Below are 25,565 nucleotides of genomic sequence, written 5' to 3'. Positions count from 1 at the left end.
CGCCAGATACAACGGACGTGTTGCACCTGATTTCAGAAGACCTCCTTCTGACCTGTAGGAAAACATTCATATCCACCGACAAACCCGCTGCAACTGCGTCGCTCACTGATCCATTTGCGACATTGCGCTGCAATTACTCTCTCTATACCTCATGGCTCAATAGTGGCTGCCGATACAACAGCGCAGACGTCCTCTCGCGTGCGGAGCTCCCATGAAGTTCAAGTCGATCCAGTTTTCCGTGGCAGCCCTGGCCGGCGCCATCGTGCTCAGCGTAGTCGCTGCGCTGGTGCTGTATGCGCTGTTCTCCGGTGCCCGCACCCAGGAAATGGTCCAGCAACGGACTCAGGCCCAGTTCGAGCAAGTCATCGAACAGCGCCTGACGTCGCTGGCGCAGACTCAGGTCAGCCAGATCCAGCGCGAACTGGAAGCGCCGCTGCTGATTGCCGGCGGACTGGTGCGCGTCAACGCCCTGCTCGGCACACCGGGCGCCGACGGCCAGCCACGCCTGAACGTCAGCCGCGAGCAACTGATCAGCCTGATCAAGGAAAACGTCGAGAAGAATCCGAAGATTCTCGGCACCTACATCGGCTGGGAAAAGAACGCACTGGACCACAATGACGCGGCCTACGTCGGCACTCAGGTTGTCGGGATCGATCCCGCCAACGGGCGCTTCCTGCCGTGGTGGTTCCGCAACGACGACGGCACCCTGGGCCTGGACAAACTGGTGGACGTCGACGACCAGAAAGTCCTGTCCACCGGCGTGCGCGCCAGCGAGTACTACCTGTGCTCGAAAGAAACCAAAAAGTCCTGCGTGATCGATCCCGCCCCGTACAAGGTCGGCGACAAGATCGTCATGCTCGCCTCCTTTATTGAACCGATCATGCTCAACGGCGCCTTCCAGGGCATCGTCGGCGCCGACCTGTCGGTGAACTTCATCCAGGAAATGCTCCTGGGCGCTAACCAAAAGCTGTACAGCGGCGCCGGGCAAATGGCCCTGATCGGCAGCAACGGCCGGATCGTCGCCTATACCAAGGACCCGAGCAAATTCGGCGAGAAGGTCAGCGACATTCTCGACGCCCAACAGATTGCCAACATGGCCAATCTCAAGCGCGGCGAAGTGACTTACACCGTCAATAAAGAGCAAGGCCGGATCGAGTTGTATCTGCCGTTCGGCATCGGCCAGACCGACACGCGCTGGACACTGATGCTGCAACTGCCGCTAGACGCGGTGATGGCTGATCTGCAAAAGCTGCAAGGCGACCTCGATGCCCAGCGCAAATCCGACACCTTCGGCATGGCCATGGTCGGCCTGATCATCGCCGGCCTCGGCCTGCTGGTGATCTGGCTGGTGGGCCACGGCATCGCCCGTCCGCTGAAGCAAATGGTGACCATGCTCGATGACATCGCTCAGGGCGAAGGTGACCTGACCCGTCGTTTGACCAGTGATCGCAACGACGAACTCGGCTCCATCGCCAAAGGCTTCAATACCTTCCTCGCCAAATTGCAGGGGATGATCACGCAGGTGGTGGCGTCGGTACAGAGCGTCAGCGATTCCTCGGAGCACACCGCGGACATCGCGATCCGGACCAATATCGGCATTCAGAAACAGATGGCCGAGATCGATCAGGTGGCCACCGCCGTGCAGGAAATGACCGCCACCGCCCAGGACGTCGCGCGCAACGCGACCCAGGCGGCACAAGCCGCCAGCCATGCCGATCAGGCCGCCAGTCAGGGCATGCAGATCGTGCGTGACACCTCCAACTCGATTGGCGTGCTGGCCGTGGAAATCGGCAAGGCCGTGGACGTGGTGCAGACCCTGGCCAAGGACAGCGAAAACATCAACGCGATCCTGATCGCCATTCGCGGGATCGCCGAGCAGACCAACCTGCTGGCCCTCAACGCGGCGATTGAAGCGGCCCGCGCGGGTGAACAAGGACGCGGTTTTGCGGTGGTGGCCGATGAAGTGCGCAACCTGGCGCAGAAAACCCAGCAGGCCACCGAAGAAATCCAGAGCATGATCCAGCAACTGCAACAGGGTACTCGCGATGTAGTGCGGGTCATGGAAGACAGCCAGAACCGCACCGACGAAAGCGTGCAACACGCGGCCAAGGCAGCCGAAGCGCTGGAAACCATCACCCAGGCAGTGTCGGTGATCAACGACATGAACACCCAGATCGCCAGTGCTGCCGAAGAACAGAGCGCGGTGGCCGACGACATCAACCGCAACGTGATCAATATCGGTCAGGTGGCCAATGAAGTGGCGGGTGGTGCGGATGAGTCGAGTTCGGCGAGTGCGGATCTGACCAAACTGGCGGAGCAGCAGCGGCGGTTGATCAATCAGTTCAAGGTGTAAAGACGCCGGAAGGTCCTTCGGACCTTATCGCGAGCAAGCTCGCTCCCACAGGGGAGCGTGTGATCACAAAGTGTGTGAGCACCGAAAATCCAGTGTGGGAGCGAGCTTGCTCGCGATTGGGCCGCGAGCAGCGACACATCAGGCCGGAGTCAGACACTCCGGCCCGTTGAGCTTCGGATCATTGACCAGATTCGCCAGCACCCGCTCGCGCAAGGCAGCGGGTTCGCTGGCGAGCAGGCCTTGCAGGACATGCAGCGGCGTCTCGAGATCGAGCCACGCCGCCTGCCCCGCCTCATCGAGAATCAACGGTCGGCGCTGACTGGCCGCCGGCTGGGTGATCACTGCAGTGCTCAGCCAAACCTGCTCCTGCACCGGATACGCCTCCCAGATCGCCGCAAAATACAGCGAAGCCCCCTCCCCCGGTGTCAGCCAGTACGGCCGTTTGCGCACATTGCCGCGCCATTCGTAGAAACCGTTGGCCGGCAGCAGACAGCGCCGCAGACGCAGGGCTTCACGGAACATCGGCTGTTCGGCGACGGTTTCGGCCCGAGCGTGGGCCGGCGTGCGTGACAGGTCGGTCAGCCACGGCGGCGTCAGGCCCCAACGGGCACGGGCCAGCGTGCGCTGGCCGTCAGGTTCGGCGCGCAGCATCAACACCGAATCGTTGGGGGAAATGTTCCACTGCGCCTGCTGATCGGCAGGAAAACCTGGCAGGCTCGCGAAATCGCGGTTCCAGCGAAACAGGGCATAACGTCCACACATGGGGCAGCACGACTCACAAACAAAACGAACGCCAGCCTAACAGACCAGCGTCCCGGGATAACTGTCCGGTTCATCGCCGGGCAGCGGCAGCGCGGCATTGTACGCACGGATCAGCTCGCGGGCGTATTCGGCCTGGTCGTTATCGACCGACAGGCCCAGCAAACCGAAGATCGGCAACTCCCCCGTGCCGCCCAGCAGATCGCGCCCGACCAGATGCGCCTCGATGCCTTCGCTGGCGAGCATGCCCTTGAGCATCTCGCCTTCCATCAGGTTTTCCGGTTCGTAGATTCGCTGCATGGGCGCCCCTCACTCATTTTCGCTGAAGACTTCCAGAAACCAGTCCTCTCCGTGGACCTGCAAAACAAACGTGATCGGCCGACAACACACCTGACAGTCTTCAATATAGGTCTGGTCGCCAGCGGAGAGATCCACGGTCGTCTCGACCTCTTCACCACAATACGGACATTCATATACTGCGCTTTCCAGCATCGCGGTCTCCCGGGTGACTTGTGCGTATAATCGCCGGTCTATTTGCAGGGCTATTTTTGTCTGGCTACTTTTTCAGACCGTGCCCCGTTGGTTTTCGATCAAAACCTTTACTTACCCTAGCCGTTTCCAACAAGAGAGCATGATGGGCGAATTCGATGCCATCCGACCTTACGACGACAGCGAAGTACCTGCGGTACTGGCGCGACTGCTCGGCGACAAGGCGTTTCTAGATATCCTCACCCACTTCCGCTTCCCGCGTTTTGCCGGTGCCTTCGGCTGGATGCTCAAACCACTTATAGCCCATCGGCTGCGTCGTGAGTTTGCCGACGTGACCTCCGTGGCCACTTTGCAGGACAAGGTCGAGTTCTACGTCGACCACACCATCGAGCGCGCCACCGACGGCGTGACCTACACCGGTGTCGAGCAATTCAAGTCCGGCAGCGCTTATCTGTTCATTGCCAACCACCGCGACATTGTGATGGATCCGGCCTTCGTCAACTACGCCGTGTACCACGCCGGCCTGCCGACCCCACGCATCGCAATTGGCGACAACCTGCTGCAAAAGCCGTTCGTCAGCGATCTGATGCGTCTGAACAAGAGCTTCATCGTGCACCGTTCGATCACCGGGCGCCGCGAGAAAATGGCGGCGTATCAACTGCTGTCGGCGTACATCAACCACTCGATCCGCAACGATTGCGCCTCGATCTGGATCGCCCAGGCCGAAGGCCGCGCGAAGGACGGCGACGACCGTACCGAATCGGCGATCCTCAAGATGTTCCACATGAGCCGCAAGGACGAGCCGTTCGGCGAAGTCATTCAGTCGCTGAACCTGACCCCGGTGTCGATCAGCTACGAATACGACCCGTGCGACCAGGCCAAGGCCCGCGAGCTGTACATCCGCGCCACCACCGGCACCTACAGCAAGGCGCCGGGCGAGGATGACGTGAGCATTGCCAAGGGCATCACCGGCTACAAGGGCCGGGTGCACGTGAACTTCGCCGCGCCGATCACCGAGCTGTTCGAGGACACCAAGCAATTGGCGGTCGAAATGGACAAGCAGATTCTCGGCGGCTACCGGTTGTTCCCGGTGCATTACCTGGCATACGCGCAGTGGGCTGATGCCGATCCGCAACTGAACGTGCCGAAGGCTGCCGAAGTGTTTGGCGCCGAGGAACTGGCCAAGGCCCAGGAAGAATGGCAAAGCCGTCTGGACGCTTGCCCGCAAGAGCATCGTCCGTATCTGGTGCTGCAATATGCGACGCCGGTGCGCAATCAGTACCGGGTCAAGGCTGGCCTGCCGCTGTAAGCGGTTTCGGCAAGAGACAAAAACGGCGCCTTCGGGCGCCGTTTTTCGTTCAGAAGCGGGTACTGATCCAGGACACCAGCAATGCCAGGCCCAGGCAGGCAAAACCGAAGCGATAGAAGAAGCGGTTCATGCGCAGGGTCGCCCAATCGAGCACCGGTTCCTGATCCGGCTGACTCTGACGCTGGGCCGCGATACTGGCCATGGCCCGTTGTTCACGGCGGCGGGTCGCGTGCAGCAGCCAACTGCCGGGAAAGGCCAACAGCAAGGCCAACAGGTTAATCAGCTTGGCGGGATGGGCAGTAAACAGCGTCATCAAGTGCAGCGACATCACAGACCTCAATCTAGACCGGTATGGCGAGCGCCAGACCGACGACCGCGGCGCGGATTCTACCGAAACCCTCCCCGACTGCCCTACCCTTTACGACAAATAACCCGTCAATCGACCGATGGCTGTCCTGTGTCACGGCATCGTCATTTGTTTCAGTCACCCTGCGCGCCTCGAAACCGACACGGAACGCGACATGCTTCACGCTGAAAACCAGGATCGCCTGTACCTCATCTCCCCGTCCGACGAGCAGCAAACCCTCGTCGGCAGCCTGGCCTTCAATGTCCAGGATCGCCACTGGCTGGTGTATTGCGCCCTCGGCGGGCACCAGCATGCGGACTTGCCCGAGACCGACCTGCTGACCGGCGTCAGCGTTCTCGACTTCTATTCACAAGCCGCCTGAACGAAAAAGCCCGGAGCCATCACTGGCCCCGGGCTTTTTCACATCAACCGAACACTTACTCGGCGAGGACCTGACCCACGGTCGGGTCCTTGAACAGACGGGTCAGCGCATCGCTCAGCACGTCGCTGACCAGTTTGGTGTTGGTTTCCTGGTTCGGCGCCATGCCGAAACGCTGGTCCAGCGAGGCACCGTAACGGCCGCTGTAGCGACGGTTGGCGTTCTGCACGTCGGAGCGGAAGGTCGCGCCGATGGTGGCCTCGGTCACGTACATGCCTTCTTTCGGCGACTGGTATTTCAGTTCCGCCAAGGTCACGGTCAGTTGCGGTGCATTGGGCGCGTTGTTGGTCGGAGTGAACCCGAGCAGACGCACGGCCGCCTCAGCCTGGGCCTGCAACTTCGGCAGGATCTGCTCGCGCTGAACAGTGATGGCGCTGGTTTCCGGGTACAGGCCGCCACGGGTGCCGAGGGTTGGCGACGGACGACCATCGACCACACGAACCACGACAGGCTGGCCGTGGCCGACCGGTGCCAGCTGAGTGGTCAGCTTCGGTTCCGGGCTCAGTTGTTGCGGGCTGTGGGCGCAGCCAACCAGGGTCAAACTGGTCACAGTGATCAAACCGAACAACAGGCGTTGCAACATGCTCTTCTCTCCAGAATCAGGCACAGACAGGCCGGCAGTATAGCGGTGCGCCACTGTGGGTCACCAGCACTGAAATCTCAGACAAAACCCGCTGCCAGCGGTTCCTGTCACAGATTCTTCACCCCCCATACACGTGCGCGTCACGGCCCTTTGCCAATCTTCCTCACAGATCCCCAAAAGGAACACTGCCATGCGCTATCTGATCTCGTTGTTCGCCCCACGCCCGCTGCATCGCAGCTTTGCCCTGCTCGACCGCAACGGCCATTGCCAGGCCTTCAAGCAATGCAGCCTGCAACCGATGGGTGACGGCTGGGTGGAAATCGAGGAAATCCGTCTCAACTGGCTGCACCAGCCACTGCCCGCCAGCGCCCGGGTCGAACAGCAGCGCCCACGCGCACGGGCTCAAGCGATGTTGAGCATCTGACCGGATGCCTAATAAAAGTCATTAAACTCGACCAACTCCGCGCATTTCTTCGATACAATCTCCCCCCGATTATAAGGACGTCTCCTGATCGGGCCCCGCAACAGCGTCAATGCGCTTGCATTGGCATCCAAATCGCCCACAGAGAGCCGCCCACACAGATCGAGTGAAGCTGGCGTGCTTGCTGTTTCCCTGGCAAATCCCGCTTTTCGCGAATCTGCAGAGCTGTCATGACGCTCGGCCACTGAGTTGTTTGCCCCTCCGGGCACGGTGCCAGCCCCGGACAGCCCTTTTTGAGGTTCACGTCTTCAAAAGAGCGTGAAAAAAACGGGTTTTCACAACTTCACAAGAGTGTGGCGAGCAAATGAATAGTTTTGCGTCTGAACATGCACCATTAGCGTCTGAAACAGCCCAACGACACAGGAACGGGAACGCCTCGACTACCGGAGCCTGAAGCCTGTCCGCTACGGATTTGGTTGCACAAACGGATGTCTCGACCATAAGTCGAATTGCCAGCCCCGTGCCGAAATGAGTTCATGGGACTCTTTAAGCCAGGCCGCACGCATCCGTCGAAGTTGCGAAAAATTGCGAAGATTCGGACATGGCACACCTGACCAAGGATACCCGGGGCTCAACTGACCTGCCCTGGACGCCTGGCAGCCATGCCGACAATTTGGTGCTGCAGATTTTGGAGACGCGTTAAATGGCGCATAACGAAGCAGTCGACGTAGTTCTGGTTGGGGCCGGCATCATGAGTGCCACCCTCGCAGTACTGCTCAAAGAGCTCGACCCGGCGATCAAGCTGGAAGTCGTCGAGTTGATGGATTCCGGTGCCGCGGAGAGTTCCAACCCCTGGAACAACGCCGGTACCGGCCACGCCGGCCTGTGCGAGCTGAACTACACGCCGCAGGCTGCCGACGGCACCGTCGACATCAAGAAGGCCGTGCACATCAACACCCAGTTCGAGGTGTCGAAGCAGTTCTGGTCGTACCTGACCAGGAAAGGCACGTTCGGCTCGTGCAAATCCTTCATCAGCCCGGTGCCGCACTTGAGCTATGTCGAGGGCGAGAAAGGCGTGTCGTTCCTCAAGGAACGTTTCAATACGCTGCGCAAGCACCACGCCTTCGCCGACATGGAATACACCGAAGACAAGGCGAAGATGACCGAGTGGATGCCGCTGATGATGCCGGGTCGTCCGAAAGACCAGGTGCTCGCCGCCACCCGCGTGATCAACGGCACCGACGTCAACTTCGGCGCCCTGACCAATCAGCTGCTCAAGCACCTGACCAGCGCACCCGATGCCCAGGTCAAGTACTGCAAGCGCGTGACCGGCCTCAAGCGTAACGCCAACGGCTGGACCGTCAGCATCAAGGACGTCAACAGCGGCAGCAGCCGTGAAGTCGACGCCAAGTTCGTATTCCTCGGCGCCGGTGGCGCGGCCCTGCCGCTGCTGCAAGCCTCGGGCATCGAAGAGAGCAAAGGCTTCGGCGGCTTCCCGATCAGCGGCCAGTGGCTGCGTTGCGACAACCCGGAAGTGGTCAAGCATCACCAGGCCAAGGTTTACAGCCAGGCCGCCGTGGGTTCGCCACCGATGTCCGTGCCGCACCTGGACACCCGCGTGGTCGATGGCAAGAAATCCCTGCTGTTCGGGCCATACGCCGGCTTCACCACCAAGTTCCTCAAGCACGGTTCCTTCATGGACCTGCCGCTATCGGTTCGCGCCGGCAACATCGGGCCGATGCTGGCCGTGGCAAAAAACAACATGGACCTGACCAAGTACCTGGTCAGCGAAGTGATGCAGTCGATGGAACAGCGCCTGGAATCCCTGCGTCGTTTCTACCCCGAGGCGAAAGCCGAAGACTGGCGCCTGGAAGTGGCCGGCCAACGGGTGCAGATCATCAAGAAAGACCCGAAAAAAGGCGGCATCCTGCAGTTCGGTACCGAACTGGTTGCTGCGAAGGACGGCTCCCTCGCCGCCCTGCTCGGCGCTTCGCCAGGCGCTTCGGTGACCGTTTCGATCATGCTGGAACTGATCGAGAAATGCTTCCCGGCCAAGGCCAAGGGTGAGTGGGCTGCCAAACTGGCGGAAATCTTCCCGGCCCGCGAAAAGGTCCTGGAAACCGACGCTGCGCTCTATCGCAAGATCAACACGCAGAACAACGTCGCGCTGGAACTGGTTGAAGCCAGCAACGAGACCGAAAGCTACGCCTGATTCGGCTCCATGAAAAACGCCCCGCACTCGGTGAGTGCGGGGCGTTTTTTTATGCCTGTGGAAAACTTCGGCCGATCAGCCGCGGGCTTTTTCGATCAGCTCGATGTATTCCGCCGCGTTGCGTTGATCGCGGATCTGGTCGACGAAGGTCTGGCCGTGCTCGTCCTTTCCGTCCAGGTCATAACCGGCGGCAACGAAGAACGTCAGGAAACGCTCGAAATCGTCGATACGCAGGCCACGGTAAGCCTTGACCAGTTTGTGCAGCGACGGCGAAGTGGCGTCGACCGGCTCAAAATCGAGGAACAGCTTGATCTGCTCATCGCCGATCTCGTCACCAATCACTTGCTTCTTATCTTTACGCATTGCCGACTCCAGCTCGCAGACATTTCACGGGGCGGGCAGTTTACCCCTGCGCAGGCACAAGGCTCAACGCGAGCGCGTGCTGCCGGTGTGCAAATCGGCCCAGATGTGGCCGTTGGCGTAGGTCAGGAACTGGCAATACACGGTGTCGTTGCGCAACAGATCAATCACCACCCGGTACTGGGCCAGCGGGTAGTAGAGCGTCAGTGTCTTGCTCTTGGCGTCATACGCCGGCTTTTTCAGGCTTTTGCTTTCGCCATCGAAGTTGACCAGCACCTGATTGATCGTCGCTCCCTTGTTCAGGGATTTGCCTTTGAGGCGGATCATCAAAGACGAGGTGACCGGAATCGGCTGCTGATTGGACTGGCGCTGGGCCCCCACCACCACAGAATAGTCGGTGACCTGCAACAATTGCTGCTGCTCGGGCTCGGCATCACGCAGAGTCAGGTCGTCGGGCGGCAGGAATTGGCTGTGCAGCGGGGCGGCGGCCAGGGGCAGGCTGAGGGTCAGCAACAGGGCGGCGCAGCTGCGGATCAAGAGGCTCATGACAGACTCCGGGAGGCGGGGCCGAGCACTCTAGCATGGGTATCGCGGATGGATCAGCACACACAAAACAACTGTGGGAGCGTGGCTTGCCCGCGATAGCGTCGGCATATCCGACATCAATGTGTCAGACAGTCCGCCATCGCGGGCAAGCCCGCTCCCACAGGGATCGGGGTTACCCGGAATTACATGCCTTTGACGGCGAAAATTCCGTTGGCGTTGCGCCAGTAGCCTTTGTAGTCCATGCCATAACCGAAGATGTAACGGTCGATGCACGGCAGACCGACGAAATCGGCTTTCAGGTCAGGACGGGCCTTGCGGTCGTGATCCTTGTCGATCAGCACGGCAGTGTGCACTTTGCGCGCGCCGGCGTGACGGCAGAAGTCGATGATCGCGCCCAGGGTGTGACCTTCGTCGAGGATGTCGTCGATGATCAGCACGTCACGGTCGATGAACGAGACTTCCGGCTTGGCTTTCCAGAACAGGTCGCCGCCGCTGGTTTCGTTGCGGTAACGGGTGGCGTGCAGGTAGGACGCTTCCAGCGGGAACTGCAGATGCGTCAGCAGTTTGCCGGAGAAGATCAGGCCGCCGTTCATCACGCAGAACACCACCGGGTTGCTGTCGGCCAGTTGTTCGTTGATTTGTGCACCGACGCGGGCAATGGCAGCCTCGACTTCAGCTTCGGTGTACAGGCAGTCAGCCTCTCGCATGATTTGACGGATATGCTCGAGATCAGCGGACATGGCGCTCTCCAGGGGGACGGATTTCGGAAAAGCGGGCAAAGGTACGCATCAACCGGGGCCGAATCAAGCATTTGTGGACTAACGTACTGTATGTCCTATAGGACATCACCCTCGGATAGATTAATCTAGGCCGGTTTTTTTGCCCGCCGCCGGAGCCTTTCCCCATGTCCATCCAAGAGATCCGCCATCCGCTGATCCGTCACAAACTTGGCCTTATGCGCCGTGCAGACATCAGCACCAAGAATTTCCGCGAGCTCGCTCAGGAAGTCGGTGCCCTGTTGACCTATGAAGCGACCAAAGACCTGCCGCTGGAAACCTACGATATCGAAGGTTGGTGCGGCACCGTGTCGGTCGAGAAAATCGCCGGCAAGAAGATTACCGTCGTGCCGATCCTGCGTGCTGGCATCGGCATGCTCGAAGGCGTGCTGAGCCTGATCCCGGGCGCCAAAGTCAGCGCCGTCGGCGTTGCCCGTAACGAAGAAACCCTGCAGGCCCACACCTATCTGGAAAAACTGGTTCCGGAAATCGACGAACGCCTGGCGATGATCATCGACCCGATGCTCGCCACCGGCAGCTCCATGGTCGCGACCATCGACCTGCTGAAGAAAGCCGGTTGCAAGGACATCCGCGCAATGGTGCTGGTTGCCGCGCCGGAAGGTATTGCCGCCGTCGAGAAAGCTCATCCGGACGTGATCATCTACACCGCGTCCATCGATCAGAAACTCAACGAGCACGGTTACATCATTCCTGGGCTTGGCGATGCCGGTGACAAGATCTTCGGCACCAAGCAGAAGGACGCGTAAGCATGCAGCAAGAGTTCAACGATCCGCTCTGGCGCACGGTACTGTCCGGCGCACAGATGCTGTTCGTGGCTTTCGGCGCCCTGGTGCTGATGCCACTGATCACGGGCCTGGACCCGAACGTGGCACTGTTTACCGCAGGTTTAGGCACGATTCTGTTCCAGATCGTCACCGGGCGTCAGGTGCCGGTGTTCCTGGCATCGAGCTTTGCCTTCATCACCCCGATCATTCTCGCCAAGGGTCAGTTCGGCCTCGCCGCGACCATGGGCGGCGTGATGGCGGCCGGTTTCGTTTACACCTTCCTCGGCCTGGCCGTGAAGATCAAAGGCACCGGGTTCATTGACCGTCTGCTGCCGCCAGTCGTAATTGGCCCGGTGATCATCTCCATTGGCCTGGCGATGGCGCCGATTGCCGCGAACATGGCGATGGGCAAGGCTGGCGACGGCTCGGAGCTGATCCATTACCAGACCGCAATGATGATCTCGATGCCGGCGCTGCTGACCACGTTGATCGTGGCGGTGTTCGGCAAAGGCATTTTCCGTCTGGTGCCGATTATTTCCGGGGTGCTGGTGGGCTTTGCCCTGTCCTTCTACTTCGGCGTGGTCGACACCGCGAAGATTGCCGCAGCACCATGGTTCGCCCTGCCAGCCTTTACCGCTCCGGAGTTCAACTGGCAGGCGATCCTGTTCATCGTCCCGGTGGCGCTGGCCCCGGCCATCGAACACATCGGCGGCGTGATTGCGGTCGGCAGCGTGACCGGTCGCGACTACCTGAAGAAGCCGGGCCTGCATCGCACACTGCTCGGTGACGGTATCGCCACCACGGCTGCCGGCCTGTTCGGTGGTCCGCCCAACACGACCTACGCGGAAGTGACTGGCGCGGTGATGCTGACCAAGAACTACAACCCGAAAATCATGACCTGGGCGGCGATCTTCGCCATCAGCCTGGCGTTCATCGGCAAGTTCGGCGCCCTGCTGCAAAGCATTCCGGTGCCGGTGATGGGCGGGATTCTGTGCCTGCTGTTCGGTTCGATCGCGGCGGTGGGGATGAACACTCTGATCCGTCACAAGATCGACCTGGGCGAGGCGCGCAATCTGGTGATCGTTTCGGTGACCCTGGTGTTCGGTATCGGTGGTGTGCTGGTCGGCACCGGCACCGGTCCGGATGATTTCGGGCTCAAAGGCATCGCGCTGTGCGCGGTGGTGGCGATTGCGCTGAACCTGCTGCTGCCGGGCAACGACAGCTGGAAACAGAAGAAGGCGGATGAGCCGCTGATCTAAGCCTTGGCTTCAAGATCGTTCCCACGCGGATCACCCCACACTGATCGTTCCCACGCTCTGCGTGGGAACGATCAATCATCGACGATCATCAAAGGGCCAATGGCGCCCGTTCACACAACGTTGCCAACGCCTTCGCCCATTGCGGGTCGTCATTCAGACACGGCACCAGCACCAACTCCTCGCCCCCCGCCTCGCGGAACTGCTCCTTGCCGCGATCGCCGATCTCTTCCAGGGTCTCGATGCAATCGGCGACAAACGCCGGGCACATCACCAGAATCTTCTTCACGCCACTTTTGGCCAGCTCATCCAGCCGCGCTTCGGTGTAGGGTTCGATCCATTTCGCCCGGCCCAGCCGCGACTGAAACGACACCGACCATTTGCCGTCCGGCAGGCCCATGCGCTCAGCGAACAACGCCGCTGTGCGCAGGCATTGGGCGCGATAACAGGTGGCCAATACGGCAGCCGAAGCATTCTTGCAGCAATTTTCATTCTTGAAGCAATGGTTGCCGGTCGGGTCAAGCTTGGTCAGGTGCCGCTCCGGCAAACCATGGAAGCTCAGCAACAGGTGATCGTAATCCTGCTGCAAGTGCGGTCTGGCGCTGGCCACCAGGGCATCGAGGTATTCCGGTTGATCGTAGAACGGCTGCAACACCGACAGTTGCACATCGAGTTTTTTCTCGCGCACCACACGCTTGGCTTCTTCAATCACGGTGGTGGTGGTGCTGTCGGCGAACTGTGGATAAAGCGGCGCAAGGGTGATGCGCTTGTGCCCCGCCGCAACCAGCTTCAACAGACTAGTCTCGATGGACGGCTCGCCGTAACGCATGGCCAGTTCCACCGGGCCGTGGGTCCACTGTGCCTTCATCTGCTGCTGCAGGCGACGACTGAGGACCACCAGCGGCGACCCTTCGTCCCACCAGATCGAAGCGTAGGCATGGGCCGACTGCTCGGGGCGCTTGATCAGGATCAGCGACACCAGCAGACGCCGCACCGGCCACGGCAGGTCGATCACGTAAGGATCCATCAGGAATTGATTGAGATAGCGGCGCACATCGGCCACCGAAGTGGAGGCCGGCGAACCCAGGTTGACCAGAAGCAAGGCGTGATCGGTCATGCAACGTCCTATTTCAGAGGCGGCTGGAAAGATCGTCCAGGGCCGCGCGTAAATCCGTGAACCGGAAAGTGAATCCCGCTTCCAGCAAGCGCTTGGGCATGGCCCGTTGGCCACCCAGCAACAGCAATGACATCTCGCCGAGCCCGACCTTCAAGGCGAGGGCCGGCATCGGCATGAACGCCGGGCGGTGCAGCACACTGCCCAGCGTCTTGGCGAATTCGCGATTGCGCACCGGTTTCGGCGCGCACGCATTATAAGGACCGCTCGCCTGATTGCAGTGCAGAAGAAAATCAATCAGGGCGATTTGATCGTCGATATGAATCCACGGCATCCACTGCCGACCGTTGCCCAAAGGCCCGCCCAGCCCGAGCTTGAACGGCAGCAGCAGGCGCGACAAAAAGCCGCCCTCGGCCGACAGCACCAGCCCGGTGCGCACCAGCACCACGCGAATATCCATCGCCTCGGCACGTTGCGCGGTTTCTTCCCAGGCGATGCACAACTGGCTGGCGAAATCGTCGATCACCGGCGGCGAGTCCTCGGTCAACTCGCGCTCGCCGCCGTCACCGTACCAACCCACCGCCGAACCCGAGATCAGCAGCGACGGTTTTTGCCCGCGCTTTTCCAGCCACGCCAACAACGATTCGGTCAGCGAGATCCGGCTGCTCCACAACAGCGCCTTGCGTCGATGGGTCCACGGCCGGTCGGCAATTGGCGCGCCGGCGAGGTTGACGATCACGTCGACCGGCTCGTCGCCAAGGTCCTCCAGACGCGCAATGCCACGCACCTGGGCGCCACAGATGTTCGCGACTTTTTCCGGACGACGACTCCAGACCGTCAGGCGATGCCCCTGCCCGGACCAGTGCCGGCAAAGCTGGCGTCCGATCAATCCAGTACCGCCGGTCAGCAATATGTGCATGACTTCTTCCTCGCGTGGCGTTTTACCCCGATCACTAGTCTATTTTTATAAACAGGGATCTTTTCTATCGGGCAGGCTCTATTGTTTAACCATAGGCCAAGCTGTCAGAACCAGAACGCTGGAAGTTATACCAAAAAACAGAATTGTACAGGTTTCATCCACGGCGTAGTCTGTACAGAAAGGTAAACGAGGCCCCTATGACTGTACCTATCGCAATCATTGGCACCGGCATCGCCGGACTCTCCGCCGCCCAGGCCCTTACGGATGCCGGGCATACCGTCCAGTTGTTCGATAAAAGCCGCGGCAGCGGCGGGCGTATGTCAAGCAAGCGCAGTGACGCCGGCTCGCTGGACATGGGCGCGCAGTATTTCACTGCCCGTGACCGACGCTTCGTGACCGAAGTCCAGCGCTGGCAAAGCAAAGGCTGGGTTACCGAATGGGCGCCACAGCTCTACACCTTTCATGGCGGGCAGTTGAACCTGTCGCCGGACGAGCAGACCCGCTGGGTCGGCACGCCGCGCATGAGTGCCATCACCCGGGGCCTGCTCGATGGCCTGGAAGTGCATTTCGCCTGCCGCATCACCGAGGTCTATCGCGGTGAACAACACTGGCACCTGCAGGACGCCGAAGGCTTCACCCACGGGCCGTTCAGCCACGTCGTGATCGCCACGCCGGCGCCCCAGGCCACTGCTCTGCTGGCCGCTGCGCCGAAACTCGCCGGTGCCGCCGCCGGGGTGAAAATGGACCCGACCTGGGCCGTCGCCCTCGCCTTCGACACGCCGCTGGATACGCCGATCGAAGGCTGCTTCGTCCAGGACAGCGCCCTCGACTGGCTGGCCCGCAACCGCAGCAAACCGGGGCGCGACACCACATGCGACACTTGGGTCCTGCACGCTACCAGCGCCTGGAGCAGGCAGCACATCGACCTGCCCAAGGAAGCGGTGATCGAACAATTGCACGGCGCCTTCGCCGAGTTGCTGCACAGCGCCATGCCGGCCCCGACCTTCAGCCTCGCCCACCGCTGGCTCTATGCCCGGCCTGCCAGCAGTCATGAATGGGGCACTCTGGCCGACGCCGACCTGGGTCTGTACGCCTGTGGCGACTGGTGCCTGTCGGGTCGGGTCGAAGGGGCATGGCTCAGTGGTCAGGAGGCGGCAAGACGCTTGCACGAACACTTGCAGTGAACCGTATCAATCCGCGCAAATTGCTGCTGTCGAAATGGACAGCAGCCCACCCGCAAAACCGTGAAAAGCATTTTCTGGTGACCGAACTGTTCCGTGACGAGGACGGTACGGTGCTGGAAATCGAATTGCAGGCTGTGCTCACCCGGCGTACCGAGCAATGCGACTGGCGCGCTTTGCAGGATGATTCACACTGGAAAATGGGCTGGCGCTAAAAACCTCAAAAAAACTTATACAAAAAGTTTGACTTGTACACCCATGAATCTATGCTGAGAGAATGTTGTACAGATCTATTCGTCTGTACAGGATCAGATTCGAGGTTGTTGCATGTCCGACTCATCGACGTCCCTGCCAAAAATCGCCATCAGCGCCTGCCTGATGGGGGCCGAAGTTCGCTACAACGGCGGCCACAAGGAATCGCGTTTGTGCAGCCGCACCCTGGCCGAGCATTTTGAGTTCGTTCCCGTCTGTCCTGAGGTAGCGATTGGTCTCGGGATACCCCGCGAGCCGATTCGTCTGGTCGGCGACCCGCAAAAGCCTGATGCGGTCGGCACCGTCAATCCATCGATCAATGTTACCCAGCCACTGGCCGCTTACGGCGAGAAAATGGCCGGGGAACTCAGTGACATCTGCGGCTACATCTTCATGCAGCAATCGCCGTCCTGCGGACTGGAGCGGGTCAAGGTCTACCACGCCAACGGCGCACCGGTGAATGGTGGCGGGCGCGGCATTTACGCCGACGCGTTCTGTGCACGGCATCCGGACCTGCCGGTGGAAGAAGCCGGGCGTCTTAACGATCCGGTGCTGCGGGAAAATTTCATCACCCGCGTACTCGCCTACCGCGAATGGCAGCAAGTGCTCCAGCAAGGCTTGAGCCGCCGCGCGCTCACCGACTTCCATTCGCGCTACAAATACCTGCTGATGGCTCACAACCCGGTGCAATACAAGGCGCTGGGCAATCTGCTGGGCAACATGGGCCGGACCGACCCGATCGAACTGGGCCCACGCTATTTCAGTGAACTGATGGCGGCACTCAAGAAATGCGCCACCCGCCGCACCCACAGCAATGTCCTGCAGCACATCAGTGGCTACCTGAAGCAGGCCATCAGCCCCGAAGACAAACAGGAAGTGCAGCACATCATCGGCCAATACCGACACGGCATCGTGCCGCTGGTAGTACCGCTGACGCTGCTCAAACATCACTTTCGCCTCCACCCGGATCCCTACATTGCGCAGCAGGTGTACCTGCAGCCGCATCCGGAAAACCTCAGCCTGCGAAACGCCATTTGATGAACGACTCACTCGACACCAGCGCCCGTGAAGACCTCGGCGCCGACTTCAAGAAAGCCCTCGACGAAGGCTGGCTGCCGATCCGCGAAGTCGCGCGTCAGACCGGCGTCAATGCCGTCACCCTGCGCGCCTGGGAACGGCGCTACGGGCTGATCGTGCCGCAACGCACGCCCAAGGGCCATCGCCTGTACAACGCCGATCATGTGCTGCGTATCCAGAATATTCTCACCTGGCTCAACCGTGGCGTAGCGGTCAGCCAGGTCAAACCGCTGCTCGACACGGCTCAGGCCTTGAACGAACCGGTGGAAGACGAATGGCATCCCCTGCGTCAGGCCGCCCTGTTGGCGGTCACTCAACTGAACGAGCGCAGCCTTGACGACAGCGTCAACCAGGCGATGGCGCTGTATCCGCCGCGCACCCTGTGTGAGCAATTGTTGCTGCCGCTGCTGAGCGATCTCGAACAACGTTGGCAGGGCCAGTTCGGGGCGCAGATGGAGCGCGTGTTCTTTTATGCCTGGTTGCGCAGCAAATTCGGCGCACGCATCTACCATAACAACCGTCAGTTGCGCACTGCGCCGCTGCTGCTGGTCAATCAATCGGACCTGGCGCTGGAGCCGCATCTGTGGCTCTGCGCCTGGCTCATCAGCAGCGCCGATTGCCCGGTACAAGTACTCGACTGGCCGCTGCCGGCCGGCGAACTGGCATTGGCAACCGATACCCTGCAAGCCCGTGGCGTACTGCTGTATTCCAGCAAAGCCCTGAACCTTGCCCAACTGCCGAAACTGTTGAATGGCATCAGCTGCCCGAAACTGATTGCCGGACCAACGGTGTGCATTCACCACGCCGAGTTGTCCGCAGAGACTTCCGATTTCGCTGATCTGCTCCTGGCCGAAGACCCTCTTTCGGCGCATCGGGTGCTCATTCAGCGTGGATTGATTTAATGATTCAGACAGAGACCGACATGCAATTGATCTGGCTGCGCAGCGACCTGCGCCAACACGACAACACCGCCCTCGCGGCCGCCGCCGAGCGTGGCCCGACCGTGGCTGTGTACCTGTTGAGTCCGCAGCAGTGGCAGGAACATGACGACGCGCCGTGCAAGATCGATTTCTGGCTGCGCAATCTGCACGAGCTGAGCAAAAGCCTCGGCGACCTGAACATGCCGCTCCTGATCCGCACCGCGTCTCACTGGGATCAGGCACCGGCGGTGCTGCTCGAGCTGTGTCGGCAACTGAAGATCGAGGCAGTGCACGTCAACGAGGAATACGGCATCAACGAAAGCCGTCGCGACGCAGCCGTTGCCAAGGCGCTGCAAGCCGAAGGCATAACGCTCCATAGCTACCTCGACCAATTGCTGTTCAAGCCCGGCAGCGTGCTGACCCGCACCGGCACTTACTTTCAGGTGTTCAGTCAGTTCCGCAAAGTCTGCTACGAGCACCTGCACCGTTCGATGCCTTCGCTGAAACAGGCGCCGGGCAAACAGTCAGCGCTGAACATCGCCAGCGACCCCGTTCCAGAAGCCATCGAAGGATTCCCGACTCCCGGCGCATCCCTGCGCGCCCTGTGGCCCGCCGGTGAAACCGAGGCCCGGCGACGCCTCGACACGTTCGCCGATGCACAGATCGACTATTACAAGAGCGAACGTGACTTCCCGGCCAAACCCGGCACCAGCCAGCTCTCGGCCTATCTGGCCGCTGGCGTGATCTCGCCGCGCCAATGCCTGCACGCCGCCCTGCAAAGCAATCAGGGCGAATTCGAAAGCGGCAAGGTCGGCGCTGTCACCTGGATCAACGAATTGCTGTGGCGTGAGTTCTACAAACACATCCTCGTCGGTTACCCACGGGTTTCACGGCATCGCGCATTCCGTCCGGAAACCGAAGCCCTGGCCTGGCGTGATGCCCCCGAGGATCTGGCCGCCTGGCAGGAAGCCCGCACCGGCCTGCCGATCATCGATGCAGCCATGCGCCAACTGCTGGAAACCGGCTGGATGCACAACCGGCTGCGAATGGTGGTGGCGATGTTTCTGACCAAGAACCTGTTGATCGACTGGCACGAAGGCGAGCGTTTCTTCATGCGCCACCTGATCGACGGCGACCTGGCCGCGAACAACGGCGGCTGGCAGTGGAGCGCCTCGACCGGCACCGACTCGGCGCCGTACTTTCGCATCTTCAACCCGGTCAGCCAGTCGGAAAAATTCGACAGCGAAGGCTTGTTCATCAAGCACTGGCTGCCGGAGCTGGCCGGACTGAACAAAAAAGACGTACACAACCCGGCCAGTGCCGGCGGGCTGTTCGGCGTCGCGGACTATCCGCCGCCGATCGTCAATCTGAGCACATCGCGGGAGCGGGCGCTGGCAGCCTTCAAGAACCTGCCGTCGCGGTCGTCTCAAGGAGAGAGCGATGAGTGAATTTCTGCGCGGTTTTGCCCAGCGGTTCGCACAGTTGAATAAAGACAATTTGCGCAAACTGGACGAACTGTACAGCGAGGACATTCATTTTACCGATCCGCTGCACGAAGTGCAGGGACTGGCGCAACTGCGCAGCTACTTCAGCGAGTTGTACGCCAACGTCAACGAACTGCGCTTTGATTTCCACGGTTTCGACCAGATCGGCGACGGCGAAGGTTATTTGCGCTGGGTCATGAGCTACCGCCACCCGCGCCTGGCCAGCGGGCAACTGATTCGAGTCTCCGGCTGCTCGCACCTGCTCTGGCGCGACAAGGTTTACCGTCATCGGGATTACTTCGATGCCGGAGCACTGCTTTATGAACATTTACCCATATTGGGTCGGGTGATCGCCTGGCTGAAAAGGAGATTGGGATGAGTCGTACAGCTCCACGGCGTTATTGGCTGACCGGTGCCAGCAGTGGCATCGGCGCGGCACTCGCGGAAGAAATTCTGAAGAGCGGCGCACATCTGGCGGTCAGTTCCCGACAGGTCGCGCCGCTCAAAGTGTTGGCACAGCGCTATCCGGGCCAGGTGCTGGTAGTGCCGGGAGACCTGACCAACAGCCAGACTGTCCGGGAAATCGGCGAGAAGATCGCCATGGACTGGGGCGCGCTGGACACAGTGATCCTCAACGCCGGCACCTGTGAGTACGTCGATGCCCGACAGTTCGACGCCTCGATCATCGAGCACGTGGTGCGCACCAACCTGCTCGCCAGCAGCTATTGCATCGAAGCCGCGCTGCCCTTGCTGCGCAAAGGGACGGCACCGCATCTGGTGGGCATGGCCAGCTCGGTGACCTATGTGCCGCTGCCCCGCGCCGAAGCCTATGGCGCATCGAAGGCCGGGCTGCGCTATCTGTTCGAGTCCCTGCGTATCGATCTGGCGGACGAAGGCATTGAAGTGACCGTGATCAGCCCCGGTTTTGTAGAGACACCGCTGACCGCCAAAAATGATTTCCCGATGCCGCTCAGTTGGCCTGTGGATAAAGCCGCACGGCACATCTTCGCCAAGCTGAAAGATCGACCGCTGGAAATCGCCTTTCCGGCACTGTTCATGGCGGTGCTGTGGCCACTGTCGAAAATGCCTGCGCGGGTACAACTGGCAATTGGCAAACGCATGGTGCGCAGCAACCCTCCGCTCAAGGACGCAACATGAAGATCGCCATTGTCGGCAGCGGCATCGCCGGTTTGACCTGTGCCTATCTGCTCGCTCGTCGGCATGACATTACGGTGTTTGAAGCCGACGCCCGGATCGGCGGCCACACGCACACCGTGCCTGTGACCGTGGACGGGCGCGAGTATGCGGTGGACACCGGCTTCATCGTGTTCAACGACTGGACGTATCCCAACTTCATCCGTTTGCTTGGCCAACTGGGTGTGACGTTCAAACCCACCGAGATGAGCTTTTCGGTCAACGATCCGGACACCGGTCTGGAATACAACGGCAACAACCTGAACAGCCTGTTTGCCCAGCGCAGCAATCTGCTGTCGCCCGGATTCTGGGGCATGTTGCGCGACATCCTGCGATTCAATAAAGAAGCCCGGCGCGACCTTGCCGAACAGCGGATCACCGCGGACACCACACTCGACGATTACCTCAAGGCCGGCGCTTACGGCGAGCGCTTCATCCTGCATTACATCGTGCCGATGGGCGCGGCGATCTGGTCGATGCCGATGGCCGAAATGCTCAATTTTCCGTTGCAGTTCTTCGTGCGTTTTTTTGAGAACCACGGGTTGCTGTCGGTCAGCAACCGTCCGCAATGGCAGGTCATCGAGGGGGGTTCCAGCGCTTACATTGCGCCGTTGACCGCATCGTTCAAGGAGCGTATCCGCCTGAATTGCCCGGTGGGCCGGATTGATCGTGATGCGCACGGCGTGGTTATCCACAGCCCGGCCGGCATCGAACGTTTCGACAAAGTGGTGCTGGCCTGCCACAGCGACCAGGCCCTGCGACTGCTGGGGAGTCCTGACGATAAAGAAAGGGAAATCCTCGGCGCCCTGCCCTACGCCGACAACGAAGTGCTGCTGCACACCGACACCCGTCTGCTGCCCACGCGCAAGCGGGCCTGGGCCAGCTGGAACTATCGCCTCGGCGGAGCCGGTCATACCCGGGCGGCCGTGACCTACGACATGAACATTCTGCAAGGCATCCAGAGCGACACCACGTTCTGCGTCAGCCTCAACCAGAGCGCTGGCATCACGCCGTCCAAAGTGCTGGCGCGCTTCACCTATGCCCACCCGCAATTCAGCCTCGCGGCCGTGGCGGCACAGCAGCGCTGGGCTGAAATCGACGGCGCGCAACACACGCATTATTGCGGCGCCTATTGGGCCAACGGTTTTCATGAGGACGGCGTGGTCAGCGCCCTGCGCGTGGCCGCAGCCTTCGGAGAAAGTCTGTGAACAGCGCGCTCTACAGTGGCTGGATTGCCCATCGGCGATTCGCACCGCGCCGTCATCAATTCCGTTACCGGATCGGCATGCTGTATCTGGATCTGGCTGAACAGGAAGCGGTGCTGGGCCTGTCCCGACTGGCGGGTTCGAGCCGCTTTGCGCCGTTTTCATTTCGCGAAACCGATTACCTGAAAACCTTCACCGACCGGGGCGTGCGCCTGAGCGATGCGGTGCGCCAGTTGGTCGGCGAAGCCCTGGGCCATGCGCCGCAAGGTTCGATCTGCCTGCTGACCCAACCGCGCAGCTGGGGCCTGTCGTTCAACCCGGTGAGCTTTTTCTATTGCCACGAGGCCGACGGCCAACTGGCGGCGATTCTCTGCGAAGTCCGCAACACACCGTGGCGCGAGCGTTATCACTACGTGCTGCCGGCTCGAGCGCCGACTCATCTGCAGGACTTTCATCAGCACTTTGCCGTGACCAAGGCCTTTCACGTGTCGCCGTTCCTGCCGCCGGACCTGGAATACCGCATGAGCTTCAGCCCGGCCGCGCAGACTTTGGGCGTACACATGGCCGACTGGCAGGGTGAGCAAAAACTGTTCGACGCCACCCTCGACCTGCAACGCGACCCCCTTGATCGAAGCCACTTGCACCGGCACCTGTGGCGCTTTCCCTGGATGACTGCCAAGACCGCGCTGGCGATCTATTGGCAGGCGCTGCGCCTGTTGCTCAAGCGCACCCCGGTGTATGACCACCAGCGCGCCGACGACCGTTTTCGAACCGCCACTGTACCGACCGAGGAACGCCACCATGAAATCCACTAGCGTCTCGGCCAAAGCCAGCCTGTTCAGCCCTCACGGCCTGAGCGGTTCGCTGCTGCGCCGGGGAGTACTGCGCCAGCTGGAGCAGCTCAAGCAGGGTCAACTGATCGTCATCGAGGACGGCGAGCGCCACGTCTTCGGCACGCCGGGCAGCGCCCTGGTGGGCGAGATTCAAGTTCTGGATCCGGCCGTCTGGGGCCTGGTCGCCGGCAATGGTTCGATCGGTGCGGGCGAAGCCTTCATCCATGGCTACTGGCGCTCGCCGGACCTGACGGCCGTGGTGCGGGTCTTCGTCAGCAACCTTGAAGTGCTCGACGCAATGGAAGGTGGCCTGGCCCGGCTCGGTCGCCCGCTGGTGCGCGGGCTGCACTGGCTCAACCGCAATACGCGCAAGGGCTCGCAGAAAAACATCGCCGCTCATTACGATCTGGGCAATGACCTGTTCGAGCAGTTTCTTGACCCGACCATGATGTATTCGGCCGCGCAGTTCCTCAGCCCTGACGACAGCCTGGAGCAGGCGCAACTGAACAAGCTGGAGCGGATCTGCCAGAAACTCGCGCTCAAGCCCGGCGACCATCTGCTGGAAATCGGCACCGGTTGGGGCAGCATGGCGCTCTACGCGGCGCAGCATTATGGCTGCAAAGTCACCACCACCACGCTGTCGAAAGAGCAGTTCGCCTTCACCGCGGCCCGCATCGAACGCCTCGGTTTGCAGGATCAGGTGACGCTGCTACTCAAGGACTACCGCGACCTCACCGGCCAGTACGACAAACTGGTGTCGATCGAAATGATCGAGGCGGTCGGCCACCGCTTTCTGCCGACCTACTTCAAGCAATGCGCGCAACTGCTCAAGAGCAACGGCCTGATGCTGCTGCAAGCGATCACCATCCGCGAACAGCGTTACGAACAGGCCCGCCGTGGCGTGGACTTCATCCAGCGCTACATTTTCCCCGGCGGCGCCCTGCCCTGCGTACAGAAAATGCTCGAAATCGTCGGCCGCGACACCGATATGAACCTGTTGCACATGGAAGATTTCGGCCTGCACTACGCTCGCACCCTGCGCCTGTGGCACGAGAACTTCCGCCATGCTCACGGCCGTCTGACCGAACTGGGCTATGACGATTACTTCCTCAGGTTGTGGGAGTTCTACCTGTGTTACTGCGAGGGCGGATTCCTCGAGCGCACCATCGGCACCGCACAACTGGTGCTGGCCAAACCGGCGGCGATGACCGAGCCTTTGCTGGGCCGGTTCGATGCTTGAGCGGTTGGCCAACGCGGTGCTGTTCCAGATCGGCTGGCTGGCCTGCGTGCTCGGTGGCGACAGCCTTTGGCTGCTACTGGCGCTGGCGGTGCTGGTGATTCATCTGCGCTGGATCAGCAGCTGGGCGCAGGAAGGTCGCCTGTTGCTCTGCGTAGTGATTATCGGCACGGCGGTGGACAGTACGCTGCGCGGTCTCGGGGTCTTCGAGTTCAAGGATCTGTCGCCGCTGATCCCGCTGTGGCTGATGTTGCTCTGGGCGTTGTTTGCCACGACGTTGCGCCATTGCTTGCAATGGAGCGCCAGGCCGTGGTGGCTCGCCAGCCTGCTTGGCGCAGTCGGGGGCGCCCTGTCCTACGGTGCCGGCGGACGACTGGCCGGCGTGCAGTTTCCTCACGGTGAGCTTGCGACCCTGATCGGCGTGGCGCTGCTGTGGGCGATGCTGTTTCCGTTGCTGCATCAATTGTCCCGACGGCTGGCGCGCTAAACGCCTGTCAGGCCTTTCACACGGTCATCGGCCACTGCCGTACACTGGCGCCATGAAAACCATTCCCCATCGGCAAATCGCCGAACCCGTTGTCACCTGCTCGACCTGTGCAGCCTGCTGCTGTCAGCTCGAAGTGATGCTGATTACCGATACCGGCGTGCCCGAGCGCTTTATCGATACCGACGATTGGGGTGGAGAGGTGATGCTGCGTCTGGATGACGGCTGGTGCGCGGCGCTGGATCGCGACACGATGATGTGCACGATCTACGAGAAGCGCCCGCTGATCTGCCGCGAGTTCGAAATGGGCGCCCCGGAATGCCTCGACGAACGCCAGGGGATTGCTACGGCGTACCGCTGAGCACAAAAAAAAGGAGCGCCTGGCGCTCCTTTTTTCTTGAACTGACTTTCCGCGTGCTTACAGCGGCATCGTGTAATGCAATGCGTAGCTTTCCACACCGTCGTTGTCGCTGCTCAGACCGGCGTTGGAATAGTGCGTCGCACGGATCCCCACCTCATGCCCGCCATTGAAGCGCAGGCCGAAACCGATACGGTCTTCGAACTGGAAGGAACCGCCGAGCTTGTTGTCTTCGTATTCGGTGTTGGAGAACAGCGCCACGCCGATCCCCGCCTCGACATACGGTTTGACCGACTGACCGGCGAACTCGTAAACAAACACCGGCGAGAACGACAGGCTGTTGTTGCTCGACGTCTTGTCGCCTTCCCAATAAGTGTAGGCGCCGCTCCAGTAACCGGTCAGACGACCAACGTCACTTTGCAGCCAACTCTTGTCCCAGTCGAAATTCATGCCCAGGCGATAAGTCATGGTCGAATCACTGGTAGCACCCACTGCAAACTCGACGCCAGCAGCCTGTGCGGTAAAACTTTGCCCCATCAGTGCAGCCGCAATCGCGGCCAAGCAGAATAGTCGCTTCACTTTGAAACTTCCTTTTCCGGAACGATCGTTTGGTTTTCTAGGTCACTCTGCGCTATAGAAATCTGCGCTTGGTCAGAAGTTCAGCTGACTTTTT

The 25,565-nt window shown here is 60.8% G+C and carries 30 protein-coding genes and 1 pseudogene; 20 read left to right on the top strand and 11 right to left on the bottom strand.

The features are described 5' to 3' along the window. Positions 1–211: 211 nt before the first annotated feature. Both CAF77_RS29785 and CAF77_RS29780 read left to right on the top strand, forming a co-directional pair. Positions 212–1,495, top strand: a pseudogene (locus CAF77_RS29785) (HAMP domain-containing protein); the annotation flags it as partial. A gap of 15 nt (positions 1,496–1,510) precedes the next feature. Beyond that, positions 1,511–2,353 (top strand): methyl-accepting chemotaxis protein, encoded by an 843-nt coding sequence (locus CAF77_RS29780; RefSeq protein WP_371915543.1) that lies wholly within the window; start codon positions 1,511–1,513, stop codon positions 2,351–2,353. 138 nt (positions 2,354–2,491) lie between these two features. On the opposite strand, the gene CAF77_RS21820 is transcribed toward CAF77_RS29780, so the two are convergent. From CAF77_RS21820 to CAF77_RS21810, 3 genes are read right to left on the bottom strand one after another with little or no spacing between them, the layout of a single operon-like run. After that, a complete protein-coding gene (locus CAF77_RS21820; RefSeq protein WP_085655275.1) occupies positions 2,492–3,115 on the bottom strand; it encodes an SOS response-associated peptidase in 624 nt (207 codons plus the stop codon). A gap of 36 nt (positions 3,116–3,151) precedes the next feature. Beyond that, entirely contained in the window at positions 3,152–3,412 is a 261-nt protein-coding gene (locus tag CAF77_RS21815) for a putative signal transducing protein (protein WP_064383985.1), read from the bottom strand. Positions 3,413–3,421: 9 nt separating this feature from the next. After that, positions 3,422–3,604 (bottom strand): CPXCG motif-containing cysteine-rich protein, encoded by a 183-nt coding sequence (locus tag CAF77_RS21810; RefSeq protein WP_011335896.1) that lies wholly within the window; start codon positions 3,602–3,604, stop codon positions 3,422–3,424. A gap of 142 nt (positions 3,605–3,746) precedes the next feature. Here CAF77_RS21810 and CAF77_RS21805 point away from each other — a divergent pair, with 142 nt between their 5' ends. Next, on the top strand, positions 3,747–4,910 hold the full coding sequence (locus tag CAF77_RS21805) for a 1-acyl-sn-glycerol-3-phosphate acyltransferase (protein ID WP_170928982.1): 1,164 nt from the start codon (positions 3,747–3,749) through the stop codon (positions 4,908–4,910). Between the two features lie 49 nt (positions 4,911–4,959). Here the strand turns inward: CAF77_RS21805 and CAF77_RS21800 are convergent, their stop codons facing one another. Beyond that, positions 4,960–5,238 (bottom strand): hypothetical protein, encoded by a 279-nt coding sequence (locus CAF77_RS21800; protein ID WP_011335898.1) that lies wholly within the window; start codon positions 5,236–5,238, stop codon positions 4,960–4,962. A gap of 193 nt (positions 5,239–5,431) precedes the next feature. Between CAF77_RS21800 and CAF77_RS21790 the strand changes: the two genes are divergently transcribed. Then, positions 5,432–5,638, top strand: coding sequence for a hypothetical protein (locus tag CAF77_RS21790; protein WP_039766399.1), 207 nt, complete (start codon positions 5,432–5,434; stop codon positions 5,636–5,638). Positions 5,639–5,693: 55 nt separating this feature from the next. Here CAF77_RS21790 and CAF77_RS21785 read toward each other — a convergent pair whose 3' ends face one another. Further along, positions 5,694–6,278: a YajG family lipoprotein gene (locus CAF77_RS21785; RefSeq protein WP_007951676.1), complete on the bottom strand. Its 585-nt coding sequence runs from the start codon at positions 6,276–6,278 to the stop codon at positions 5,694–5,696. A gap of 190 nt (positions 6,279–6,468) precedes the next feature. On the opposite strand from CAF77_RS21785, the gene CAF77_RS21780 reads away from it, so the two are divergent. Continuing rightward, positions 6,469–6,702 carry a hypothetical protein gene (locus CAF77_RS21780; RefSeq protein WP_039766297.1) on the top strand — a complete coding sequence of 78 codons (234 nt, stop codon included), beginning with the start codon at positions 6,469–6,471 and terminating at the stop codon, positions 6,700–6,702. Between the two features lie 700 nt (positions 6,703–7,402). Then, entirely contained in the window at positions 7,403–8,911 is a 1,509-nt protein-coding gene (mqo, locus tag CAF77_RS21775) for a malate dehydrogenase (quinone) (protein ID WP_064383988.1), read from the top strand. A gap of 75 nt (positions 8,912–8,986) precedes the next feature. Here the strand turns inward: mqo and CAF77_RS21770 are convergent, their stop codons facing one another. From CAF77_RS21770 to CAF77_RS21760, 3 genes are all read right to left on the bottom strand, one after another. Then, on the bottom strand, positions 8,987–9,274 hold the full coding sequence (locus CAF77_RS21770; protein ID WP_064383989.1) for a PA4642 family protein: 288 nt from the start codon (positions 9,272–9,274) through the stop codon (positions 8,987–8,989). A gap of 63 nt (positions 9,275–9,337) precedes the next feature. Beyond that, the gene (locus CAF77_RS21765; RefSeq protein WP_064383990.1) at positions 9,338–9,817 is read right to left on the bottom strand and encodes a hypothetical protein; all 480 of its coding nucleotides are present in this window, start codon (positions 9,815–9,817) and stop codon (positions 9,338–9,340) included. A gap of 182 nt (positions 9,818–9,999) precedes the next feature. After that, positions 10,000–10,557 carry a hypoxanthine-guanine phosphoribosyltransferase gene (locus CAF77_RS21760; protein ID WP_007951681.1) on the bottom strand — a complete coding sequence of 186 codons (558 nt, stop codon included), beginning with the start codon at positions 10,555–10,557 and terminating at the stop codon, positions 10,000–10,002. A 164-nt stretch (positions 10,558–10,721) separates the two neighbouring features. Between CAF77_RS21760 and upp the strand changes: the two genes are divergently transcribed. Together upp and CAF77_RS21750 are read left to right on the top strand one after the other, a co-directional pair. Further along, the gene (gene upp, locus CAF77_RS21755) at positions 10,722–11,360 is read left to right on the top strand and encodes a uracil phosphoribosyltransferase (RefSeq protein WP_007951682.1); all 639 of its coding nucleotides are present in this window, start codon (positions 10,722–10,724) and stop codon (positions 11,358–11,360) included. 2 nt (positions 11,361–11,362) lie between these two features. Continuing rightward, the gene (locus CAF77_RS21750; protein WP_064383992.1) at positions 11,363–12,637 is read left to right on the top strand and encodes a uracil-xanthine permease family protein; all 1,275 of its coding nucleotides are present in this window, start codon (positions 11,363–11,365) and stop codon (positions 12,635–12,637) included. 88 nt (positions 12,638–12,725) lie between these two features. Here CAF77_RS21750 and hemH read toward each other — a convergent pair whose 3' ends face one another. After that, a complete protein-coding gene (gene hemH / locus CAF77_RS21745; RefSeq protein WP_085655273.1) occupies positions 12,726–13,751 on the bottom strand; it encodes a ferrochelatase in 1,026 nt (341 codons plus the stop codon). A gap of 13 nt (positions 13,752–13,764) precedes the next feature. Then, on the bottom strand, positions 13,765–14,667 hold the full coding sequence (locus CAF77_RS21740; protein ID WP_064383994.1) for a TIGR01777 family oxidoreductase: 903 nt from the start codon (positions 14,665–14,667) through the stop codon (positions 13,765–13,767). Between the two features lie 197 nt (positions 14,668–14,864). On the opposite strand from CAF77_RS21740, the gene CAF77_RS21735 reads away from it, so the two are divergent. The 12 genes from CAF77_RS21735 to CAF77_RS21680 all read left to right on the top strand — a co-directional run bounded on the left by CAF77_RS21735 (position 14,865) and on the right by CAF77_RS21680 (position 24,895). Further along, the gene (locus CAF77_RS21735; RefSeq protein WP_064383995.1) at positions 14,865–15,851 is read left to right on the top strand and encodes an NAD(P)/FAD-dependent oxidoreductase; all 987 of its coding nucleotides are present in this window, start codon (positions 14,865–14,867) and stop codon (positions 15,849–15,851) included. Then, positions 15,848–16,063, top strand: a complete 216-nt coding sequence (locus tag CAF77_RS21730) for a TIGR02450 family Trp-rich protein (protein ID WP_064383996.1) — start codon at positions 15,848–15,850, stop codon at positions 16,061–16,063. The genes CAF77_RS21735 and CAF77_RS21730 overlap by 4 nt, the downstream gene beginning before the upstream one ends. Before the next feature lie 112 nt (positions 16,064–16,175). After that, entirely contained in the window at positions 16,176–17,138 is a 963-nt protein-coding gene (locus CAF77_RS21725) for a DUF523 and DUF1722 domain-containing protein (protein ID WP_011335909.1), read from the top strand. Beyond that, the gene (locus CAF77_RS21720) at positions 17,138–18,079 is read left to right on the top strand and encodes a MerR family transcriptional regulator (RefSeq protein WP_064383998.1); all 942 of its coding nucleotides are present in this window, start codon (positions 17,138–17,140) and stop codon (positions 18,077–18,079) included. The genes CAF77_RS21725 and CAF77_RS21720 overlap by 1 nt, the downstream gene beginning before the upstream one ends. Before the next feature lie 20 nt (positions 18,080–18,099). Further along, complete coding sequence (gene phrB / locus CAF77_RS21715; protein WP_139831619.1) at positions 18,100–19,545, top strand: deoxyribodipyrimidine photo-lyase; 1,446 nt, start codon at positions 18,100–18,102, stop codon at positions 19,543–19,545. Next, the gene (locus tag CAF77_RS21710; protein ID WP_064384000.1) at positions 19,538–19,960 is read left to right on the top strand and encodes a nuclear transport factor 2 family protein; all 423 of its coding nucleotides are present in this window, start codon (positions 19,538–19,540) and stop codon (positions 19,958–19,960) included. The genes phrB and CAF77_RS21710 overlap by 8 nt, the downstream gene beginning before the upstream one ends. Next, complete coding sequence (locus tag CAF77_RS21705) at positions 19,957–20,739, top strand: SDR family oxidoreductase (protein WP_064384001.1); 783 nt, start codon at positions 19,957–19,959, stop codon at positions 20,737–20,739. The genes CAF77_RS21710 and CAF77_RS21705 overlap by 4 nt, the downstream gene beginning before the upstream one ends. Further along, positions 20,736–21,983, top strand: a complete 1,248-nt coding sequence (locus CAF77_RS21700; protein WP_064384002.1) for an NAD(P)/FAD-dependent oxidoreductase — start codon at positions 20,736–20,738, stop codon at positions 21,981–21,983. The genes CAF77_RS21705 and CAF77_RS21700 overlap by 4 nt, the downstream gene beginning before the upstream one ends. Further along, positions 21,980–22,795: a DUF1365 domain-containing protein gene (locus CAF77_RS21695; RefSeq protein WP_085655272.1), complete on the top strand. Its 816-nt coding sequence runs from the start codon at positions 21,980–21,982 to the stop codon at positions 22,793–22,795. Before CAF77_RS21700 ends, CAF77_RS21695 begins: the two co-directional genes overlap by 4 nt. Then, entirely contained in the window at positions 22,782–24,053 is a 1,272-nt protein-coding gene (locus CAF77_RS21690) for a cyclopropane-fatty-acyl-phospholipid synthase family protein (RefSeq protein WP_011335916.1), read from the top strand. Before CAF77_RS21695 ends, CAF77_RS21690 begins: the two co-directional genes overlap by 14 nt. Next, the gene (locus CAF77_RS21685) at positions 24,046–24,537 is read left to right on the top strand and encodes a DUF2878 domain-containing protein (protein ID WP_064384005.1); all 492 of its coding nucleotides are present in this window, start codon (positions 24,046–24,048) and stop codon (positions 24,535–24,537) included. The genes CAF77_RS21690 and CAF77_RS21685 overlap by 8 nt, the downstream gene beginning before the upstream one ends. A gap of 52 nt (positions 24,538–24,589) precedes the next feature. After that, on the top strand, positions 24,590–24,895 hold the full coding sequence (locus tag CAF77_RS21680) for a YkgJ family cysteine cluster protein (protein ID WP_064384006.1): 306 nt from the start codon (positions 24,590–24,592) through the stop codon (positions 24,893–24,895). Between the two features lie 57 nt (positions 24,896–24,952). On the opposite strand, the gene CAF77_RS21675 is transcribed toward CAF77_RS21680, so the two are convergent. Continuing rightward, positions 24,953–25,471 carry an acyloxyacyl hydrolase gene (locus CAF77_RS21675; protein ID WP_039766327.1) on the bottom strand — a complete coding sequence of 173 codons (519 nt, stop codon included), beginning with the start codon at positions 25,469–25,471 and terminating at the stop codon, positions 24,953–24,955. Positions 25,472–25,565 lie beyond the last annotated feature (94 nt).

This window comes from Pseudomonas sp. R15(2017), assembly GCF_002112685.1.
Taxonomy (GTDB): Bacteria; Pseudomonadota; Gammaproteobacteria; order Pseudomonadales; family Pseudomonadaceae; genus Aquipseudomonas; species Aquipseudomonas glycinae.
Note: the sequence above shows the minus strand (reverse complement) of the source record. Positions and strands in the feature narration are given on the sequence as shown.